At 29.1% G+C, this 16,026-nt stretch carries 14 protein-coding genes; 6 read left to right on the top strand and 8 right to left on the bottom strand.

Going from position 1 to position 16,026, the window contains the following annotated elements; genetic code table 11:
* The coding region (locus ACPKM0_RS09215) for a PfkB family carbohydrate kinase (RefSeq protein WP_472475340.1) at nt 1-223 on the top strand (223 nt) is incomplete at its 5' end.
* A 183-nt stretch (nt 224-406) separates the two neighbouring features.
* Here the strand turns inward: ACPKM0_RS09215 and dgoD are convergent.
* From dgoD to ACPKM0_RS09195, 4 genes are all read right to left on the bottom strand, one after another.
* Nucleotides 407-1,555 carry a galactonate dehydratase gene (gene dgoD / locus ACPKM0_RS09210; protein ID WP_472475338.1) on the bottom strand — a complete coding sequence of 383 codons (1,149 nt, stop codon included), beginning with the start codon at nt 1,553-1,555 and terminating at the stop codon, nt 407-409.
* A gap of 14 nt (nt 1,556-1,569) precedes the next feature.
* Entirely contained in the window at nt 1,570-2,391 is an 822-nt protein-coding gene (locus tag ACPKM0_RS09205; protein ID WP_472475337.1) for a carbohydrate ABC transporter permease, read from the bottom strand.
* A gap of 12 nt (nt 2,392-2,403) precedes the next feature.
* Nucleotides 2,404-3,279, bottom strand: a complete 876-nt coding sequence (locus tag ACPKM0_RS09200) for a carbohydrate ABC transporter permease (protein WP_472475335.1) — start codon at nt 3,277-3,279, stop codon at nt 2,404-2,406.
* Nucleotides 3,280-3,355: 76 nt separating this feature from the next.
* Entirely contained in the window at nt 3,356-4,627 is a 1,272-nt protein-coding gene (locus ACPKM0_RS09195) for an ABC transporter substrate-binding protein (RefSeq protein WP_472475333.1), read from the bottom strand.
* Between the two features lie 158 nt (nt 4,628-4,785).
* Between ACPKM0_RS09195 and ACPKM0_RS09190 the strand changes: the two genes are divergently transcribed.
* The 4 genes from ACPKM0_RS09190 (at nt 4,786) to ACPKM0_RS09175 (ending at nt 8,875) form a co-directional block, all read left to right on the top strand.
* Entirely contained in the window at nt 4,786-5,628 is an 843-nt protein-coding gene (locus ACPKM0_RS09190; RefSeq protein ID WP_472475331.1) for a MurR/RpiR family transcriptional regulator, read from the top strand.
* 54 nt (nt 5,629-5,682) lie between these two features.
* The gene (gnd, locus tag ACPKM0_RS09185; RefSeq protein ID WP_472475330.1) at nt 5,683-7,134 is read left to right on the top strand and encodes a decarboxylating NADP(+)-dependent phosphogluconate dehydrogenase; all 1,452 of its coding nucleotides are present in this window, start codon (nt 5,683-5,685) and stop codon (nt 7,132-7,134) included.
* 28 nt (nt 7,135-7,162) lie between these two features.
* Complete coding sequence (locus ACPKM0_RS09180; RefSeq protein ID WP_472475328.1) at nt 7,163-8,263, top strand: PfkB family carbohydrate kinase; 1,101 nt, start codon at nt 7,163-7,165, stop codon at nt 8,261-8,263.
* 63 nt (nt 8,264-8,326) lie between these two features.
* Entirely contained in the window at nt 8,327-8,875 is a 549-nt protein-coding gene (locus ACPKM0_RS09175; RefSeq protein ID WP_472475326.1) for a hydrolase, read from the top strand.
* Between the two features lie 93 nt (nt 8,876-8,968).
* Here ACPKM0_RS09175 and ACPKM0_RS09170 read toward each other — a convergent pair whose 3' ends face one another.
* From ACPKM0_RS09170 to ACPKM0_RS09160, 3 genes are all read right to left on the bottom strand, one after another.
* Nucleotides 8,969-10,756: a hypothetical protein gene (locus ACPKM0_RS09170; protein ID WP_472475325.1), complete on the bottom strand. Its 1,788-nt coding sequence runs from the start codon at nt 10,754-10,756 to the stop codon at nt 8,969-8,971.
* A 247-nt stretch (nt 10,757-11,003) separates the two neighbouring features.
* Nucleotides 11,004-12,812 carry an InlB B-repeat-containing protein gene (locus ACPKM0_RS09165; RefSeq protein ID WP_472475324.1) on the bottom strand — a complete coding sequence of 603 codons (1,809 nt, stop codon included), beginning with the start codon at nt 12,810-12,812 and terminating at the stop codon, nt 11,004-11,006.
* Nucleotides 12,813-13,152: 340 nt separating this feature from the next.
* A complete protein-coding gene (locus ACPKM0_RS09160) occupies nt 13,153-14,607 on the bottom strand; it encodes an MFS transporter (protein ID WP_472475322.1) in 1,455 nt (484 codons plus the stop codon).
* A 330-nt stretch (nt 14,608-14,937) separates the two neighbouring features.
* On the opposite strand from ACPKM0_RS09160, the gene ACPKM0_RS09155 reads away from it, so the two are divergent.
* Nucleotides 14,938-15,765 carry an MBL fold metallo-hydrolase gene (locus tag ACPKM0_RS09155; RefSeq protein WP_472475320.1) on the top strand — a complete coding sequence of 276 codons (828 nt, stop codon included), beginning with the start codon at nt 14,938-14,940 and terminating at the stop codon, nt 15,763-15,765.
* A gap of 61 nt (nt 15,766-15,826) precedes the next feature.
* Here ACPKM0_RS09155 and ACPKM0_RS09150 read toward each other — a convergent pair.
* On the bottom strand, nt 15,827-16,026 hold a 200-nt coding region (locus ACPKM0_RS09150), incomplete at its 5' end, for a helix-turn-helix domain-containing protein (RefSeq protein WP_472475319.1).

Here is a 16,026-nt window from a genome sequence, read left to right as displayed (position 1 = left end):
AAGTTATACTATTCAAATTGTTGATAGAGTTGGTGGTGGAGATTCATTTAGTGGTGGGCTTGTTTATAGTTTGTTTAATAATTATGAGGAGCAAGATGCAATAAATTTTGCAGTTGCTGCTTCTTGTTTAAAACATACTATTGAGCATGATTTCAATTTAGTAACTATAGATGAAGTAAAATCTTTAGCTGCCGGTAATGTTTCAGGAAGAGTAGTTAGATAAATTTATAGTCGAATAATTTTATTTATTAATAAACACGAAAATTATTAATTATCGTGTTTATTAATTATTTTTGGCTTGTACAAGTTCCAAAAGTGATGAAAAATATTTTTGGTAACAATAAACCATTTTTTTTGAAAATAGCAACATGTTAAGTGGATATTGTATTTTTAGAAATTAATTGATTTACCATTCAGCAACAGAATTATCCTCATGTCTCCAAAGAGGATTTTTCCAAGAATGAGGCGTCTTATTTTCTTCAATAACTAAGGCTTTATTTATTTCAATTCCAAGTCCAGGTTTTGTTGGCATATTTACCCAACCGTCAGTGAAACTAAAGTCTTGAGGATTTTGAATATAATCTAGTACTGTTCTACCTTTATTATAATGGATACCTATACTTTGTTCTTGAATAGTTGCATTGTAACTAGTTGCATCAACTTGTAAACAAGCGCTTAGAGCAATAGGGCCTAAAGGGCAATGTGGAGCTAATGCAATATCATGAGCTTCTGCCATTGAAGCTATTTTTTTAACTTCTGTTATTCCACCAGAATGTGATAAATCAGGTTGAATAATATCGATTCCACCAATAGAAAAAAGTCTTTTGAAATCATATTTTGTAAACAATCTTTCTCCTGTTGCGATAGGTATATTACATGCTGCTGCAATTTCAGGGAAGTATTCCATATTTTCACACAATACTGGTTCTTCGATAAACATTGGATTAAATTCTTCTAGTTTTTTTGCTAGAACTTTTGCCATTGGTTTATGTACTCTACCATGGAAATCTATTGCAATTCCAAAGTCTTTACCACAAGCTTCTCTAATAGCAGCTACTCTTTCTAAAACTGAATCAATTTTTGAATTTGAATCTATATAAGTTAATTCACTTGTTGCATTCATCTTAATAGCTTTAAATCCCTGATTCATTTTTTCTTTAGCTGCATTACCTGTATCATTTGGACGATCACCTCCAATCCAAGAATATACTTTAATTTTATCGCGGCATTTTCCACCCATTAGTTCATATATAGGAGCATTAAATATTTTTCCTTTAATATCCCAGAGGGCTTGATCTATACCAGAAATAGCACTCATCATTACGCCACCGCCTCTATAGAAGCCCCCCCTATATAAAATATTAAAAATATCTTCAATATTTGAAGGGTTTTTCCCAATTAGATATTCGCTCATTTCATTTACACAAGAAAGAACTGATTTAGCATGTCCTTCCAATACAGCTTCACCCCAACCTGAAATATTAGAATCAGTAATAATTTCAACAAAACCCCATCTAGGTCTTACAAAATAAGTGTTAATTTTAATTATTTTCATATTTATACATTCCCTTAACCTTTTACTGCACCAGCAGTTAATCCTTGAACAACATATTTTTGGAATATCATAGTTATAATAATAGCTGGAGTCATAATTGCAACTGCTGCAGCCATAACAGCACCCCAATCTACTTCTACATATGATAAAAAGTTATATACAGCAATTGGTAGTGTTCTTGTTTTTTGTTGGCTTAAAACTTGTGAGAACATAAAATTATTCCAACTAAAAATGAAACTTAGAGTTGTTGCTGTGACAATACCAGGTGTTGATAAAGGTAACACTATTTCAACAAATGATTGTTGGCGGGGTAATCCATCAACCATTGCTGCTTCTTCTAGTTCCATTGGTACTGCATCAAAATATGGAACCATTACCCAAACAATTAGGGGTAAAGCTATTAACATATGTGATAAAATTAAAGCTGTATAAGAGTCCATTAAATGTAATCTAGAAAACACTATGTACCAAGGCATAAGAAATGAAATACCAGGTAATAAACGTGCTAATAAGATAAAAACTGATAATCTTCGTTGTTTATATCTTGCTATTGAATATGCTGCAGGTAATCCAATTAAAAGAGATAAGAAAACAGCAACAAAGGCAACTATGATTGAATTTTTTAAATAATGGAAAAAATTTTGCTCTATAAATACTCGTTCAAAATTTGTAGCAGTTGGTTCAAATAAGAATCTTGGGGGCCAAGCAATTATATCAACTTGAGTTTTGATTGAACTCATGCACATCCATAAAAATGGAAATATTATTGGTATAACGATAATGATTAACACGATAATATTTAGTATTTTACTTTTTAAACTTCTTTTTCTACTCATTTTTCATATCTCCTACATTTCAAAGCTTTTTCTTATTTTCATTACACCAAGACTGAAAGAAGAAACTAAAATAAATAAAAAGACCAACATAACAGCGCTTTGTCCCATCCTAAAATATTCAAAACTATATTTAAAAGCTAAAATATTTAAATTTTCAGAAGAATATCCAGGGCCACCTCCTGTCATTGCATAGATAATATCATAAGTCTTTAAAGCATCAATAGATCTTAATATTATTGCAGTTAAAATTGTAGGCATTAGCATAGGTAATGTTATTTTGAATAAGACTTGTCTAGGTGATGCGCCATCTACAATTGCTGATTCAAAAGGTTCATTAGAAAGACCTGCTAAACCCGCCATGACCATTAATGTAATCATAGGTGTCCATTGCCAAACGTCGACAAGAATTAAAGAAGGCATAACGGTTTTTGAATCTGATACAAAACCATTTGCAGGTAAATGTAGAACACTTAATACCCAATTTAAAATTCCTATATTGGGGTCATAGAATAAATTCCAAACAATACCAACTGCTACAGGAGTGGCAACTAAAGGTAATAATAATACTGTTTTTATAGCACCTTTACCCATGAATTCATTTTTTAATAATAATGCTATAGTAACACCTAAAATACCTTCTACTATTATTGCTCCAAAAGTAAAATATAGAGTTCTTCCAAGTGCTGCTAAAAAACGAGGTTCTTTCAAAACTTCAAAATAGCTAGCAAACCCTACAAAACTTAATGGTCTACCACTAGTTAATGACCAATCGGTGAAACTAAGAAAAAAAGTGTAGCATACTGGAAAAACCATAAGTACAATTACAAAAATTACAGCGGGAAGGGGAAATATATATTTTATATTTCTCTCAAAAAAACCTGTTTTCATGAATTATCTCCAATTAAAAAGATGCCAGCTTATCAAATATTAACATTTGAATTGCTGGCATAATCATTAATTTAAATTATTTAGAATATTCTTCATCTTCCATTAATAATTTATCTACTGCCATAACTTTTTCTTCAGCTAAAGTTTCTAATTTTGTTGAAGTTCCGTTTGTATTAATTGATTCAATAATTAATTCACCAATTAAATCTCTTGCAGCGCCGACACTACTCATATATGGTCTATCATAAGGATAACCATTTTGAGCTGCAGAAGCTTGAGATTGAACTAAACCAGGATTCATTATTTCTAATACTTCTTCATCAGTCCATGCAGAATTTCTAGCCATAGTAATGTTACTTAACATTCCTTCTTTTGCAAAATTAGCAGAAGTTGCCCATTCTAAGAATTTTTCAGCAGCTGTTTGATTTTTTGTTTTGTTAGAAATTGACATACCCCAAGAAACTACAATATAAGGATTGTTTGTTTTTGGACCAGCTGGGAAAGCTGCAACTCCAACATCTTCTTTTGGTACAACACTCTTTTCAGGATCAATTAGGTTGCCATAGAATACTGAAGCATCTGTCCACATAGCTACTTTTCCAGCTTGGAAAATAGGCATTATATTTTCCCAAGACATGCTTGTAATACCTTGAGGGCCATACATACCATTAATTTTGCCATAATAGCGAATTGCATCAATAGCTTCATTTGAATCAAATACTGAATGACCACTTTCTAGATATCTACCACCATAGTTATAAACATAACTAGACATTTGAGTTACACCAGCAGCTCCTTTACCTCTAGAAGCAAATCCTGCAACACCATTTTTATTTAATACTTTAGCGGCATTTAATAATTCATCAAAGTTAGTTGGAACATCCAATCCAGCAGCTTTAAACAAATCTTTTCTATAATATAATACTTCCCATTCAGTTACTAAAGGAACGATATAGTTTGAACCTTCTTTTGCACCAATATCAATAGTGCTTTGTGGATAGTCATTAAAATTATAATTATTTAATGGTGCATACCAGCCATTCTTCATGAATAGTAAACCTTCTTGAAGAGGTCTAGTCATAAATACATCAACGGTTGAAGAGCCTGTTGCAAATTCAGTAGTTAGTTGTTGAGTAAGTTGTGATTCTTGTAATTGTTCAACATTAACTTTTATTCCGGTAGCAGCTTCGAATTCAGGGATTTTTTTCTTTAATAAATCACCATAAGGATGGTTAGCAAGTAAAACACGTATTTCTTGTGTTTCTTGTTCCATTTCGTTACTTCCTTGTGCAAAAAGTGGGAAAGCAAGACTTAGAATTAATAGTAAAGCTAAGATTTTTTTATTCATAATTATTTTCCTCCTTTTGTAAAATTAATTATGTATTTCTAAAGAACATTATGTAACAAAAAAAGTTAGTTGTAAATAAAAATAATTTTTTTTTTATTGCATGAATATTTTTTTCATATTATAATTTTAAAAAAGAATAATAAAATAAAGGATTATTAATGAAACCTATTAGTGTAATTTATTCAATAAAGAATAAATATAATGAATTAAGTAAAAAAGAAAAACAAATTGCTGATTATATTATCAAGTATCCAAATGAATCAGTAAATCCAAGTATTGATGTACTTGCAAAGAAAGTAGGAACTAGTGAAGCAACACTAGTTCGTTTTGTTAGAAAATTAGGTTATGGTGGATATCAAAAATTTAGAATTGCATTAGCACAAGAAAGTGTTGCAGTAAACAGCCAAGTATTTGAGATTGATTTAGATAAACAAGGAGACATTCCGTCTTTGATATTTAAGCATACAATTCAAGTATTAGAAACAAGTGCTCAAACCTTAAATCAAGATGACCTGATGAAAATTGCAAATAACATGGCAACTTCTAAAAATGTATATTTATTTGGACTAGGGGGGTCAAATATTGCAGCAAGAGAAGCTTTTCATAAATTTATTCGTACAGGTATTTCCTGTCAATTTGCAGAAGATTTTCATATGCAATTGATGTTGGCTTCTCAAGCAACAAATAAAGATTGTGCTATATTATTTAGTCATTTAGGTAACAATTATGACATTATCTCAATTGCAGAATCTTTAATAGAAAAAGGTTGTAAAACTTGTGTTATTACTAGTTATTCGAATTCTCCATTAGCTAGAATGGCAGATATTGTTTTACAAGCTTGTCCTTTAAATAGTGAAGTTGTTGCAGAAGCCTTTTCTGCTAGCATAGCAACAGCGACATTTATTAATATTTTATATGTTGAATTAATGAACTTAAAAGAAAAATCTGGTTTGGATTCTTTGAATGCTATGAGAGAAATAATAGCAAAAAGAAGGTCATAGCAAAAAATATAACATAAATTTTATTTTATGAAAAAACAAGGATTGGAGCTTTATATGAAAGCAAATATTGGATTAATCGGATTAGCAGTAATGGGTGAAAACTTGGTGCTAAATATGGAGAGAAATGGGTATAGGGTTGCAGTATTTAACAGAACAACTTCAAAAGTTGATGATTTTGCACATTCTAGAGCTAAAGGTAAAAATATAATTCCAACTTATTCTCTTAAAGAATTAGTTGAAAATCTAGAAACTCCAAAAAAAATTATGATTATGGTTAAAGCAGGAAAACCAGTAGATTCAACAATAGAACAATTAATTCCTTTATTAGATAAGGGGGATATTATTATAGATGGTGGTAATTCTAATTATTCTGATTCTACAAGACGAACAAAATATCTAGAAAGTCATGGTTTATTATTTATTGGAACAGGTGTATCGGGTGGTGAAGAGGGTGCATTAATGGGACCTTCAATGATGCCTGGAGGAAATATAAAAGCTTGGAAGTTTGTAAAACCAATTTTTCAAGCAATAGCAGCAAAGGCTGGAGATGATTTAAAGCCTTGTTGTAGTTGGCTAGGATTAGGCGGTGCTGGCCATTTTGTAAAAATGGTTCATAATGGAATAGAATATGGGGATATGCAATTAATTTGTGAAATATACGATATAATGAGAAAAAAACTGAAAATGTCTTCTCTTGAAATATCTCAAGTATTTGATAAATGGAATAAAAATGACTTGCAATCTTATTTAATCGAAATAACTAGTGATATTCTATCTTTCAAAGATGAAGATGGATCCTATTTGATTGATAATATATTAGATACAGCAGGCCAAAAAGGAACAGGTAAATGGACAGGCATTAATGCATTTATGCATGGAATTCCTCTGACATTAATCTCAGAATCAGTTTTTGCTAGATGTTTAAGTTCTGAAATTGAACAAAGAATAATTGCTAAAGATATATTTAGTGTTGATTTGCCTAAAACTAAAATCAATAAAGACGAAGTGTTAAATTATTTAGAACAAGCCTTATATATTTCAAAGATAATTTCATACTCTCAGGGCTTTGATCTATTGAAAAAAGCAAGTGATGATAATTCATGGGGATTAGATCTTGGTGAGATTGCATTAATTTGGCGGGGTGGATGCATAATCAGATCTCAGTTTTTAGATAAAATTAAAGAAGCTTATACTGATAATCCTAATTTATTAAATTTAATATTAGATCCATATTTTTCTAAAATAATCATGCAAAATCAAGCTGCTCTTAGAAAAATTGTTTCTTTAGCTATAGAATCTGGAATACCAACACCAGCTCTTTCTTCAGCTTTATCTTGGTTTGATGGTTATAGATGTAATAAACTTCCTTCAAATTTACTACAAGCTCAACGTGATTATTTTGGTGCACATACCTATGAACGTATAGATAAAGAAAGAGGTCAATATTATCATACTAATTGGACAGGGAAAGGTGGTTCAACTTCGTCTAGTACTTATAGTATTTAGATGGAAATAATTAATAAAGGAGAAAAAAGTGGCTACTCTTAGTATAAAAGAAAAATCAATTGATTCGATTGATTTTATGGCTTTTGGGGCTTTAGTTGTAAGATTAGATAGTGGAGTTGTTCCTCTTGATTTTGCAAATAATGTAGATTTGCACGTCTCAGGAGGAGAATTTAATGTGGCAGCAAATCTAGCAAAAGCCTTTAATCAAAAAACAGCGATTGCTACTGCTATGGTAAATTATCCCTTGGGAAATAAAATTGCTAATGAAGTTGCAAAAATGGGGGTTGTTCCCTTTTATAAATATTATGATTTTGATGGAGTGCGTGGTCCCAATATGGCTTTAGTTTATAGTGATAGAGGGCAAGGGGTAAGAGCTCCAGTTGTTTTCTATAATAGAAGTAATGAAGCGGCATCATATATAAATACTGAAACTTTTGATTGGGCATCTATTTTTTCTAATAATATAAGATGGTTTCATAGTGGGGGTATTTTCAGTGCATTGGGAGAAGCTATTCCTGAAACGATAATTAAAGCTATGAAAGAAGCTCATAAAAGAGGGGCAATTGTTTCTTTTGATTTAAATTATAGAGCAAAGCTTTGGGATTCTTTAAAACTTGATGGAAAAGATTCTAAAATTGAAGCACAAAAGATTTTATCTAAAATAGTTGAAAACGTTGATGTTCTTTTTGGTAATGAAGAAGATTTACAATTAGGGTTAGGTTTAAAAGGGCCAAATGTAGAAAAAAAGAGTAAATTAGATTCTGAATCGTTTTATTCTATGATGAATGATGTGTCAAAAAAATTTCCAAATATTAAAGCGGTTGCAACTACTATGCGAGAAGTTGTATCTACAAATAAGCATAATTGGAGTGCCGTATTATATTATAATGGTAAAGGTTATCAAGCTCCAACTACAGTTCTTGATGTTTATGATCGAGTTGGAGGAGGAGATGGCTTTGCCGCTGGATTAATTTATGGGTTATTAGAAGGTAAATCTCCAGAAGAAGCTCTAAGATTAGGTTGGGCTCATGGAGCTTTATTAACTACATTCCCAGGAGATACTTCGATGGCAAATCTAGAACAAGTTATAGCTTTTGCTAATGGAGCAAATGCTAGAATACAAAGATAATTTTTAATAATATATTTATCATTTATTAACTATAATGTTATACTAGTTTATAAGAGGTATTTAATGAAAAGAGATGAAGCTTTAGAGTTATTAAAAAAATATAATGAAAGTGAAGCATTAATTAATCATGGTAAAGCTGTTGAAGCTGTAATGAAAGCATTTGCTAAATATTATAATGAAGATGAAGAATATTGGGGTAATGTTGGCTTACTTCATGATTTAGATTATGAAAAATGGCCAGAACAACATTGTGCAAAAACTGAAGAGCTATTAAAAGCTGCAAATGTTGAAGAACCTTTTATTAGAGCTATTTGTTCTCATGGTTGGAAAATTTGTACAGATATCGAACCAAAATTACAAATGGAAAAAGTTCTATTTACTATAGACGAACTATGTGGGCTTATTAATGCAACAGCTCTTATGAGACCTACTAAGATGGAAGGTATGAAAGTTAAGAGTGTTAATAAGAAATTCAAAAGTGCAGGATTTGCTGCTGGTGTAAATAGAGATATTATTAAAGAAGGTGCTACTATGATGGGTATGGATCTTCCTCAAATAATGGAAATCTCTATTAAAGCAATGGCTGAAGTTGCAAGTGATATTGGATTATAAATAAAACAATATATATAAAAAAGGGAGTGTAAAATTAGCACTCCCTTGTTTTATATTAGAACTCAAATAACAAAATATTTGATGGATAAGTTATCATTTTTCTTCCCATATTGCATAGAATGATGTGTCACTGTCAGTTACGGTATAGGTGCTTCCTGTTTCATAAGTAGTTCCAGTGCCATCTGCTTTTGTGTTCCAATTTATTTGAGTATAGTTAGTATCTGTATATAATTTATCTTCATCAAAAGTGAATACCTCATCTAAAAGCATAGGATAAGATTCAGCAGAATCGTAAATATCTAAATTATTATATAAAATTATATCAGATATTGTTATGTCATTACCTCTTGTTACATTAAAATATATTTCTACATCATAATTACCAATTAATGTATCATCACTGCTATAAATAGAAGTGTTTTTCATAGTAACATTCCCATTTACTAACTCACCTACATTTCCAATATTATAAATTGAAATATATTTACTATCACAATCACTGCAATTAAATGCAAAATTATCGTAACTATTTAAGCTACTATAAGAAATTAACTCAAATCTAGTATTATCACTAAGGGGTAATTCAGTTCCTTTTTGATTTTCAAATTTTAATGCTAAATAAGTATAATTATTAGGATAATTTCCTTTACTATAGTTTTGGAGGTCTATATTTTGATTATAAGCTGTACCAATGAAAATATTGTTAAAATAATCTTCGCTATCGTAATTGACTAATTGTATATTTAAATCTGATGTAATCTCTAATAATGAATCATCTTCTTCAAGTATTCCTTGTTCAAAATTTGTTGCCCCATAAAATAAATAAAGTTCTTTTTCTACGTTAGTAGTATCTTTAGTATAGATTGTAACTTTTACATAGTTATCAGGGAATACTATATCGATAACACAACTACTTGAAGTAATCATACCATCTTTAGAGCAAATAACATCAATATTATGTCTACCAATAGAAAGTGTTTCTGAAATAGTATATTCATTAGATGTCTCATCTTCTTCTTTACCATCTAAGTACCAACTATAGGTATATTCACCCTCATCACCTGGAGTTGCTGTTAATGTTTCGCTAGAACCTTCATAAAGCGTTATTTGATTAGAAGATAGAGTAACGTCAAATGTCGTTTCTATATTGTTAGAAACCGATACAGATAATGAGCCATTTACATTTAAGTCATCTGTTGTTGTAGTTAAAGTATATGATGTATTTTGATCTTTTACTATTCTTAGTGAATATACTTTACCTATAAGTTTGTTGTTAATATCCGTAGTTTCTCCATCGTACAAATTAAGGTAAAGCGTATAATAACCAGCATCTAAATTACCACTATATGAAGCACTTGCTGTTTCACTATTTATTGTAAATTCTAAATCAGTATTAGTATCATCATTTTCTGATATTACATATGAGACGATATTAGGGTCTTCTATATCTTGAGATGGCCATTTAACATCTAAATTTAATTCTCCTTCTCCTGAAAATTCTTCAACAACTATGCTAGTAGATGTTGTAGTGTTTGCTATGATTTCAACGGATTTCGTTCCTTCCCCAATAGGTGTTCCAGAGGAATTTAATCCTTGAACAGTTATTTCCCAAGTTCCCTTATATAAATTATCAATGATAACATCCTCTCCATTACTAGTAACTTCTGTGAAGCTCCTATCTTCTGGGCCAATTCCTGTTATTGAATAAGAAGCTACTTCCATTTCAATAGAAGGAACTAATGATGATTTTGTATTTTCATTATTAAAATGTATAGTTAAATTACCATTTTGGCTTTGAGTAGTAAAATCACAACTAACAAATAAAAATGAAAAAACAAAACTGAAAATTAATAATGATTTTAAGTATTGTTTTTTTAGCATGTTTTCTCCTAACAAGATTATATTTTAATTATAAAATAGTTTTTATTTGAAAACAATAAATAATTATGCTATGTAACAGTAACAGCTAATATTGATTTATTTATTTATTTTAATATAATGGATTTGTTATTGCTAATTATAATAAATTTGTAATATAAGAATATTTGTTATTAGAAAGTATAATATAAACAAGGGTGTATTAATAATACATTCCCTTGTTTATGGTCTTATTCAATATTTGTTAAAATTAGTCTAGAGCCCAAACAGCATAAAGAGTTGTTTCGGATTTTTTTACAGTATATTTATCCTCTAGACCGTAATTGGATCCAGTTCCATCAGCTTTTGTATTCCATCCTACTAAATGATAACCCTCTTTTGTGAATGATAAATTAGTAGGAAAATCAATTATATCTCCAGGAAAATAATATCTGTTCTCAGGCTCTTCATTTCCACCATTAGAATCAAATATTAAATCTTCTATTGTTAAATCTTCACCTCTTTTGGCATTAATTGATATTTCTATATTGTAGTTCCCAATTATTGTAAAGTATTCGCTGTTTTTATATAAAAAATGACTTATAGAATCAATTTGATAAATAAAACAATTATTAACTGTAATGTTTGACACTATTCTTTCCCCAATTGCACTTTCATTTATTGAAAGAGTTACATTATCGTTCAAACCAAAATAAAAATATATATTTTCGCTATTATTTATTCCAGTGTTTGCAAAATAAGTTATGTCACTTACCATATCAAAAGGGCTAGTTATGATAAGGCTTTGTAATAAAGAAAAATCATTAGGTGGAGTAAATTCTTCTAAATTTGTTGGAATTGATTCTAGCTCTTGATTATAAGAAAATGCTGAATAATACTCTATTGAATCAGGGTAAATTTCTTTTTTTGAGATTGATAATAAACTAGGTTCCAATATTTCAATATTATTAGAACTAATTTCAATTATTTGTTCACTATTTGCTATGCAGTATTTTTGTGTTGATTCATGTACAATAGTGTTATCTTCAGGATTAATTATTTTTATAGTAATATTACTATCTGCATCATTAGTAGTAATTATAGCTGAATCAGAAGCATATAAACCATCATTATCAGCAATAATTTTTATGGTATGTGTACCTATTGTTAATTCTTCATTTAATGAAATTGAATTCGTGCTAGAGGTATTTAATAGTATTTCATCTAAATACCAATAGTAATCTAATGCAGTGTTAACATCTGTTGATGCTGATATATTGAGATTATCTCCAATTGTAGATTCATAACTATCTGAATCTAATGAAACTGAAAAAGAGTCATCAGTAATTTCATCATTCTGTTCTGTAAAAGAATCATTAGCTAGCTCTAAATCTAATTTTGTGATTTTATCTTTTGCTATTCTAACAGTGTAATTTTTACTATCAATAATATTATTAGAATCATCTGTTGATCCATCATAGAATATTATGTTTAACAAATAGTAACCAGATTGAAAATTATTACTGTAGGTTGCTGTTTTATTATCTGAGTTAATAATAAAATCAATATCAGTACGGGTTTTTTCGTTTAGTATACATAGGCTTGCGACAATGTTAGGCTCTGTAATGTTTTCTTCAGCCCAATCAATTTCTAATGAAAGAGTTCCTTGACCTTCAAATTCATGTATGGATAAATGGGAAGAAGTTTCTTTATCTTCTTCAATGTTTACTGTTTTAGTTTCTTCTCCAAGGATATCACCATTTTCATTTAAAGCTTGCACATTAATGGTCCATTCACCTATAGATAGATTTCTTATTGTTACCGATTCATTACAATTACAACTAACATCTTCAAATATTTTTCCATCTGGTCCTTCACCACTAATCAAATATGAATCGATATCTATAGTGATATCAGGCATAACAACTGATTTTGCACTTGTATAATCAAAATCAATAATTAGACTTCCTTGTGGGTCTTTTTCTTCAGTAGTAGTTTGAAGAGAAAAATCACAACCAATGAATAATATTAGAACTACTGCAAATATAGATAACACATATTTTGTTTGTTTATTAATCATTTTTTTCTCCTTAATTTGTTTTAATTTAAATTATAAATTATTTTTATTAGTTAAACAACTTTATAGTTAGGTGTATAATTTAATTTTATATAAAATAAAATGATTATAAAATTAATATTAGATTGGATTATTAGTTTAAACATGCTTAAAGGGTTGTTTTATGATTAATTTTACTGTTTGTTGAAAAAGAGAGAGACTAGAGAATTATTGAGGAGTTTTTTATATTAAAATATAATTAATTGTTCATATTATATTTGTTATATAAAAATAATGTATAATTACATAATAAAAAAGGCAATAGCTATAAAATAACTATTGCCAAAAAAGATAAGGACAATGACTAATTATATTCGTGTCCTGTTAATTCCTCTATTATTATTTTATTTTTTTCTTCAATGTCTTCTTTCTTCCCACCGTTTTGAATTCTCGAGATTTCTTCTCTAGCTATTTTAAAGGTTTCCGGGTTGACTTTGTAGTTTCTACTAACTAAGAAACCAAAGATCATTAAGATTAATGGAACAATGCTAAACATTACTCGAATTGTATTAACAACTAGTGGAGTTTGAGTTAATAATTCACCATCAAATCCAACTATTGCTAATACATTACCAAATAACCAAAGTACTACAGCTTGAGTTAATTTTCTAATAAGTGTGAACATACCTGCTACAGCACCTGATCTATCTTTACCATGACATAGTATTTCGATGTCACATGATTCAGGAAGCATTGCCCAAGGCATGGATATAATTGCTGAAAACCCAAGTCCCATTACGACACATAGAGCAATAATCAAAGCTGTTGGAGAATTTTCATTTAATAATATAGTAAATAGAATCATAACTACTATTATTATTCCAGCACCTATTCTATAAGCTGTAGCTTTTCCTTTTTTGTTTGAAAAAGCAATATAGAAGGCAAGTGCTAATAGTTGAGACAATAAAAATACACCTAAGAAGTAGTAAAAACTATCTGCTTTAAATAAATAATATGTAGCATAATAAATAAAGCTTGTTGATAAAATATCCATAGCTACATAAGCTAGAAGATACATTTCAATATGAATCTTAAATGTTTTATTAGATAATAATGTTTTTAATTCCTTAAAACTTTGCCCAAGTGATAAAGTGCTTTCTTCTTTTTGAATGTTATCTTGTTCAAAGGTACCAATAAATACGAAAATCCAAGGAATCGCATATACAACACCAAAAATAATTCCAACAAGTCTAAATCCCATAGCAGGATTATCTTTGTATAAATTATTTACAATGTAGCCTGGAATTGTTCCTGCAATTAATGCAGAGAATTGAGAAAATGCCATTTTTGCACCAGATAATCTAGCTCTAGTTTTATATTCAACACTCATCTCACTAACTAGTGCATTATAAGGAACCATAACAGAGGTGAAAACTGTTGAAAATAGGGAGTAGGTAAATGTGTAGTAAATTACTTTTAGGGCTAATGAGTCAAATTTAACACTATTCCAAAGCATTGCATAACTTACAATAATTGGAACTATGCCAATTAAGAAATAAATTCTTCTTCTACCCCATCTTGATTTTGTTTTATCAGAGAGTATTCCAAATAAAGGATCACTTATAGCATCCCAACCTTTTCCAATCAGTACTACAATTGCTGCATATTGTGGTGGTATTTTAGCTACATTAGTTAAAAATACCATAAATAATGTACTAATAATTAGAAAAGAACCGCCTCCAAAGAAGTCTCCACATCCATAAGCTAAAATATTTTGTGTTTTAACTTTTCTTGTATCTTGTTTTGCATTTATTTCCATAAAGTAAATAATAGCTTACAGTTTTTGCTTTGTAAAGAAAATAATTTTAAATATATGTATAGTAAATATTTATGTAACATAAAATTAAAAAAGTGTATTTTAGTATGTGTAAAAAATATTAATTATTATGATAAATACTAATTTCTTAATATAAAAAAGCTCTTTTATTTTCAATAAAAAAGAAATAAAGATAATTTAAATATATTGTCATATGAATGTTGCTAATAACAAGAATTTAATTATTATCAATTATTGATAAAAGTGTATTTTATTATAGTAATTTCAAAAATTTGGGTATATTCTATAACTAACGTATAAAAAGGAGTTTATATGCATACATGTACGGTATTATTCGATAATAGTGTTGAAAATTTTCCACATGCTAAAAATGGGCATGGATTATCTTTATTTATAGAAGTTGATGATTTGTCTATACTTTTTGATACAGGGCCTAATTCAGATTTTATATATAATGCAACATTACTTAAAAAAAATCTTAATGCAGTCGATACTGTAATATTAAGTCATTCTCACTATGATCATTGTTGTGGTTATAGAGAATTTGTAGAAAGATATAGATGTAGAGAATTGATTTGTGGGTCAAGATTCTTTTTTGACAAATATGCATTAATAGATGGTATGTATTATTATAAAGGTGTTAACTTTGATGATAAGTTTTTGAATTGCCATGTTATACATACAGACTTAGTAGAAAATTGTTTAAAATTGACTAAAAATATTTCTATCCATTCAAGTATTAAGAATACCGAATCATTTGAACCATTACCAAAAAGATATTTTTTTAGAGATTCTAAAGGTTATAAAAAAGATGAATTTTTAGATGAATCAGTTATGGTAATTGATAAAGGTAAGGATTTAACTCTTATTGTTGGATGTTCACATCCAGGTATTGTATCAATTGTAAAACATGTTTCAAAAGTCCATAAAAAGCCTGTTAAAACCATAATTGGTGGAATTCATTTATTAAAAGCAAAGAAAGAGAGAATAGATAAGGTAATTGATGAATTAGAAAACCACGGTGTAGAAACTGTATATTTTGGACATTGTACTGGCAAACATGTGGTTGAAAGGATGAAAGAGAGAGAATCTAAAATAGCTGCACATTATTTTTCAACAGGTGCAGTTATTGAATTATAGTTAACAAATTTCTATATATATAATATTAAGGGGTAAGATATAATTTAATTTGTCTTGCTCCTTAATTTTCTATTGGTACAATTTTTATAGTTTTTCCTAAAGGTGCTAATATTTTAATTAATGTATCAAGTCTAGGATTAGTTTTTCCTGTCTCCAATCTTGCGATAATCGGTTGTTTAACACCACTTAATTCTTCTAATTTTTTTTGACTAATTTTTTTGTCGTTTCTTGCTTTAATAATTTCACTTATAATTGAGGTTC

Source organism: Pleomorphochaeta sp. (genome assembly GCF_050031695.1).
Lineage (GTDB): Bacteria > Spirochaetota > Spirochaetia > Sphaerochaetales > Sphaerochaetaceae > Pleomorphochaeta.
Note: the sequence above shows the minus strand (reverse complement) of the source record. Positions and strands in the feature narration are given on the sequence as shown.

Excerpts from the sequence above, each read along its gene's own strand:
- ACPKM0_RS09195 (WP_472475333.1), bottom strand. The coding sequence starts at position 4,627 with ATGAATAAAAAAATCTTAGCTTTACTATTAATTCTAAGTCTTGCTTTC.
- ACPKM0_RS09190 (WP_472475331.1), top strand. The coding sequence starts at position 4,786 with ATGAAACCTATTAGTGTAATTTATTCAATAAAGAATAAATATAATGAA.
- ACPKM0_RS09175 (WP_472475326.1), top strand. The coding sequence starts at position 8,327 with ATGAAAAGAGATGAAGCTTTAGAGTTATTAAAAAAATATAATGAAAGT.
- ACPKM0_RS09170 (WP_472475325.1), bottom strand. The coding sequence starts at position 10,756 with ATGCTAAAAAAACAATACTTAAAATCATTATTAATTTTCAGTTTTGTT.
- gnd (WP_472475330.1), top strand. The coding sequence starts at position 5,683 with ATGAAAGCAAATATTGGATTAATCGGATTAGCAGTAATGGGTGAAAAC.
- ACPKM0_RS09165 (WP_472475324.1), bottom strand. The coding sequence starts at position 12,812 with ATGATTAATAAACAAACAAAATATGTGTTATCTATATTTGCAGTAGTT.
- ACPKM0_RS09205 (WP_472475337.1), bottom strand. The coding sequence starts at position 2,391 with ATGAGTAGAAAAAGAAGTTTAAAAAGTAAAATACTAAATATTATCGTG.
- ACPKM0_RS09200 (WP_472475335.1), bottom strand. The coding sequence starts at position 3,279 with ATGAAAACAGGTTTTTTTGAGAGAAATATAAAATATATATTTCCCCTT.
- ACPKM0_RS09160 (WP_472475322.1), bottom strand. The coding sequence starts at position 14,607 with ATGGAAATAAATGCAAAACAAGATACAAGAAAAGTTAAAACACAAAAT.
- dgoD (WP_472475338.1), bottom strand. The coding sequence starts at position 1,555 with ATGAAAATAATTAAAATTAACACTTATTTTGTAAGACCTAGATGGGGT.
- ACPKM0_RS09155 (WP_472475320.1), top strand. The coding sequence starts at position 14,938 with ATGCATACATGTACGGTATTATTCGATAATAGTGTTGAAAATTTTCCA.